This window comes from Rhodococcus sp. (in: high G+C Gram-positive bacteria), from assembly GCF_049286785.1.
Taxonomy (GTDB): domain Bacteria; phylum Actinomycetota; class Actinomycetes; order Mycobacteriales; family Mycobacteriaceae; genus Rhodococcus_F.
Map to the genome: position 1 here is coordinate 1 of NZ_JBAQEO010000884.1, position 5,650 is coordinate 5,650.

Here is a 5,650-nt window from a genome sequence, read left to right on the forward strand (position 1 = left end):
CCCACCGATTCCAACCCCAGCACCTCGGCGAACAACCCCGCCAGCACCGCCTCCATCTCCGTCACCGGCGTCCGCCCCGCCGACACCCGAGCCCCGAAATCCGGCTCCGGCAACGCCCGGCGATCCAGTTTGCCGTTGCTGGTGAGGGGCAGGGCATCGAGGACGACCAGGGTCGCAGGCACCATGTAGGAGGTCAGCTGGGTGCCGACGAATTCCAGTGCGGACGACACGTCCACCGTGGCACCGGCTTCGGGCACGACGTAGCCGATGAGCCGGTTGCCGCCGTGACCGTCGTCGCGGACCGTGACGACCGTCTGCGCGATGCCGGGGTACCGCAGGAGGGCCGATTCGATCTCGCCCAGCTCGATTCGGAAACCACGGATCTTCACCTGGAAATCGCTGCGGCCCAGGTATTCCAGCTGGCCCGCGGTGCTCCAGCGGGCCAGATCACCGGTGCGGTACATCCGGGTGCCGGAGCCGAGCGGGTCGGCGACGAATCGGGCCGAGGTGAGGGCACCGCGCCCGAGGTAACCACGGCTCACCTGATCACCCGACACGTACATCTCGCCGATGGTGCCCGCCGGCACCGGATGCAGGCGGCGGTCGAGGACGTGCACCCGCAATCCCGGGATGCCCCGGCCGATCACACTTGCCGATGCCGATTCCGCGAACTCACGATCGAGCCGGAGGAAGCTGACGTGCACCGTGGTCTCGGTGATGCCGTACATGTTGACCAGGGTCGGCGCGGTGTCGTCGTGCCGGGCGTACCAGCGACCCAGTTGCCCGAGGTCGAGGGCCTCGCCGCCGAAGATCACGTACCGCAGTGCCAACTCCGCCGCGTGGACGTCCACCTCGGCGACGATGCGATCGGTCTCGGCCAGTTGGTAGAACGCCGTGGGCGTCTGATTGAGAACGGTGACCCGTTCGCCCCGGAGCAGTTCGTGGAACATCTCCGGCGACCGCGCGGTGTAGTAGTCGACTACGACGAGGCGGCCACCGTAGAGCAGCGGTCCCCACAGCTCCCACACCGAGAAATCGAAGGCGTAGGAGTGGAACATCGTCCACACGTCGTGCTCGTCGAATCCGAAGAGGTGGTCGGTGTTCGCGAACAGGGTCATCACGTTCCGATGCGTGACGACAACGCCTTTGGGCCTGCCCGTAGACCCGGACGTGTAGATGACGTACGCCGTCGACGACGGATCGAGCCGGGACGTCCGATCGTCGTCGGTGATCGCCGTGTCCGGCAGCGCGGCAAGGTCCGCCACGGTCTCGGGGTCGTCGAGCAGCACGGTGGGAGTCTGCGAATCGGGCAGCGCCGAAGCATCTGCCTCCGTGGTGATCACACAGTTCGGCTGGGCGTCGTCGAACACGAACGCGAGCCGGTCCGCCGGATAGGTGATGTCGACCGGAAGATAGCCACCGCCCGCCTTGATCACGGCGAGCAAGGCGACCACCAGATCACCGGTCCGGGGCAGCGCCACCGCGACCAACGTCTCCGGGCCGACTCCGCGGGAGATGAGCAACCGTGCCAGTCGCGTGGACCGCTCATCGAGTTCTGCATACGTCAGGGCGGTGTTCTCCGAGGTGACGGCGATCGAACCGGGGAACCGGGCAACGCTCTGCGCGAAACGATCCGCAAGGGTGTCGCCGCCGGCGTCGACTCCGACGGTGTTCCACTCGGCGGCCATTGCCGCGCGCTCGGCGGCGTCGGTGATCTCGATGTCGCCGACGGGCAGCTGCGGGTCGGTGGTGACCGCCCGCAGGATACGCAGGAACCGGTCGGCGAAGGCGCGGACCGTCGGGGCCTCGAACAGGTCGGTGGCGTAGGTGAACGACGCGGTGATGCCCGATGCGCCGCCCTCTTCGTCGAAGCCTTCCTCGACGCTGAGTTGCAGATCGAACTTGGCCACCTCGAGGTCGAAGTCGACGGCGGTCGCGGTGAGTTCAGGCAGTTCGAGCCGGGGTGTCTCGTTGTTCCGGAACTCGAGCAACGCCTGGAACAGCGGCGAGTGGGCGGTGGAGCGTTCGGGTGCGAGGATGTCGACGAGCCGCTCGAACGGCAGGTCCGAGTGATGGAACGCGGCGAGGTCGGTGGCCCGCACCTGATCGATCAGATCACCGAAGCCCTGCGCCGGATCGATTGTGTTCCGGAGGACCAGGGTATTGACGAACATGCCCACCATGTCGTCGAGCGCAGCATCCCCGCGTCCGGCGATCGGCGTGCCCACCGCGATGTCGTCGGTGGCCGAGAGCGCCGACAGCAGCACCGACAGGGCGGCGTGGACCGCCATGAACATCGTGCAGTTGTGGGTGCGCGCCAACGCCGCCAGGGCACGGTGCACGTCGGCGGGGATCGCGAAGTCGACCTGGGCGCCCCGGAACGACTGCTGGACCGGGCGCGGGTGATCCGTCGGAAGCTGCAGCAGATCAGGCAGATTCGCGAGTTGATCCGTCCAGTAGTCCAACTGCCGGGAGACCAGAGACTCCGAATCCTCCTCGCTGCCCAGCTGCTCGAGCTGCCATAGCGTGTAGTCGGCGTACTGCACGGCCAGCGGGTTCCACTGCGGGGCGCTGCCGGCGATCCGCGCCGCATAGGCGATCATGACGTCGCGGGCCAACGGTGTCAGCGAGAAGCCGTCTGCACAGATGTGGTGCACCACGATCACGAGCACGTGGTCGTCCGGTGCGAGCGCGAACAGCGCCGAGCGCATCGGCACCTCGGCGGTCACATCGAACCCGGCGGTGGCGAGACCCGCAATGCGTTCGCGCAGTTCGTCCTCCGTCACCTCACTGATTGCGAGATCCGGCGTCCACTGCCCGGGCGAGAGCACCACCTGGGTCGGTTCGCCGTCGTAGGACGGGAACACGGTCCGCAGCGCCTCGTGGCGGATGAAGACATCCGTCACCGCTGCGCGAAGCGAATCGACATCGAGGTGTCCGGTCAGCCGTACGGCCAGCGGAATGTTGTAGGCCGCAGAGGAAGTGTCGAACTGGTTGATGAACCACATCCGCTTCTGGGCCAGCGAGACGGGCACGTGCTCGGGTCGGGGCCTGGGTGCCAGCGGAATCCGGGCGGAGTCCCCCGCGTGGGCCGGAGCGAACGCCGTCGACTCGATCAGCCGGGCGAGCCGATGGATCGTCGGTGCCTCGAACAGGGTGCGGACCCCGATGTCGGTGTCCAGTTCGGCGGAGAGCCGGGCCGCGACGCGGGTCGCGATGAGCGAGTTACCGCCGATGTCGAAGAAGTCGTCGTCGATACCGACGCGTTCGATGCCGAGCACCGTGGTGAAGACATCGGCGATGGTGTGCTCGAGCACTGTCGACGGTGGCCGGAAATCCTCGGACGTGGGAAGGAACAGCGGTTCGGGCAACGCCGAGCGGTCGAGCTTGCCGACCGGGGTCAGCGGGATCTCGTCGAGCATCATGATGCTCGACGGCACCATGTGGGCCGGCAGAAGGCCGGACACCCAGTTCTTGAGCTCCGGCGGTTCGAGCGCGGATCCGTCCTCGGGCAGGACATACGACACGAGCTGGGTGTCTCCGGCCGGACCGGGACGGCCCAGAGTGACCGCGAACGCGACGCCGGGATGGCCGGCGAGAGCGCTGTCGATATCCCCGAGCTCGATGCGGAAGCCGCGGATCTTCACCTGGAAGTCGGTGCGACCGAGATACTCCACCGTGTGGTCGGGACGCCAGCGGGCAAGGTCACCGGTGCGGTACATCCGCTCCCCCGGATCCCCGAACGGGTTCGCGACGAACCGTTCGCTGGTCAGGCCGGCACGGGCATGATAACCGCGCGCCAATCCCGCACCGCTGATGTACAACTCGCCCGCGACACCCACCGATACCGGTTGCAGTCGGGCGTCGAGAATCACTTCCGTGACCCCGCGTACCGGTCCGCCGATCGTCACGGTCTCCCCGACCTCGAGCGGGTCGCTGATGTTCGCCATGATCGTGGTCTCGGTGGGACCGTAGCCGTTGAACAGCTTGCGTCCCGGCGCCCAGCGGGTCACCAGTTCGGGTGGCACCGCTTCGCCACCGGCCACGACGTACTGGAAGCAGTCGAGGCCGTCCGGGTCCACCGAGGCCAGCGCGGCCGGGGTGATGAATCCGTGGGTGATCTTCTCTGCGGCGATCAGTGCGGCGAGTTCGTCGCCGCCGTACACGGACGGCGGAACGATCACCATGGCCGCGCCGACAGCGAACGGCAACAGATAGTCGAGAATCGACGCGTCGAAGCTCGGCGACGAGAAGTGCATCGTCCGCGATGTCACATCGGTCCCATAGCGTTCGCGCTGTTCCTCGGCGAAGTTGTCGAGGCCGACGTGGGTCACCACCACACCCTTCGGGGTTCCGGTCGAGCCGGACGTGTAGATGACGTACGCCGGATGCGCGAAACGCAGTGGCACCACCCGTTCGTCGTCGGTGACGGCCGCGGCGGACATCTCGTCCAGGGCGGCGGCCGTGTCGGCGTCGTCGAGCGTCAGCCACGTCACCGCGGCCGGGAGCCGGTCGCGATCGGACGCGACGCGCAGACCGAACGTGCAACCCGAGTCGGTGAGCATGTGCTCCACCCGCTCGCGTGGGTAGTTCGGGTCCACCGGCACGAAGGCGGCTCCCGTCTTCGTGATGGACCACACCGCGAGTATCGATTCGATGGACCGCGAGATGCCCAGTGCCACGATGTCTTCCGGTCCGACTCCCCGGTCGATGAGCACGCGGGCGAGCTGGTTGGACCGTTCGTCGAGTTCGCGGTACGACAGACTCCGGTCGCCGAAGACCACAGCGGTGGCGTCACCGGCCGCGGCGGCGGTCTCGGAGAGCATCTGCGGCAACGTCCGCTCCGACCGTCCCGGCCTGCCCCGGACCGGAACCAGTTCGGATTCCTCGGCCTCGGTGAGCAACCTCAACTGTGCCAATCGCATGTGGGGCCGTTCGGCCAGCGCAATGAGCGCCTGCACCACCCGGTCACCGATTCGAGCCACATCGTGGCGGTCGAACAGTGCCGGGAAGTACTCGAGTTTCAATTGCAGATGCTCGTGCGCCGACGCGATCAGTGCCAGCGGGTAGTGCGCCGCGTTGGCGCTGTCGTGGATGTCGACCACGTTCATCCCGGCGATGTCGGTCTTCTCGGTCAGCCCCTCGCGCTCCACCGGATACGACTCGAACACCGTCAACGTGTCGAAATTCGACCCGCTGCCGACCACCGACTGAATGTCGGTGATCCCCACGTAATGGTGGTCGAGCAGTGCCGCCTGCTCTGCCTGAACCCGTTCGAGCAACTCCCCCAGGGTCTCTCGCGGATCGAGATCGATCCGCACCGGGAGGGTGTTGATGAACAACCCCACCATCGATTCGATGCCCGCGATCTGCGGCGGCCGGCCCGACACCGTCCCGCCGAACACCACGTCGCCGCGGCCGACCAGTCCGCCCAGCACGATCCCCCAAGCGGTGCGGATCAGGGTGCTCAGCGTCAGGCCGTGTTCGCGTGCGAGCGCACGCAGTTGCTCGGTCCGGTCGTCATCGAGTTCCACGAGCAGTTCGCTGGCCGTGGAGGTGTTGTCGGAAGAGGTGTCCGCCGGCGCGAGCAGCGTGGGCTCTTCCACCCCGGCGAGGGCGCGCGCCCATACCCCGAGTGAGTCTTCGACGC

At 67.3% G+C, this 5,650-nt stretch carries 1 protein-coding gene; it reads right to left on the bottom strand.

The features are described from left to right. Nucleotides 1–5,650 (bottom strand): amino acid adenylation domain-containing protein (locus WAW17_RS31465; RefSeq protein WP_422336749.1); only part of this gene is annotated, 5,650 nt, incomplete at both ends.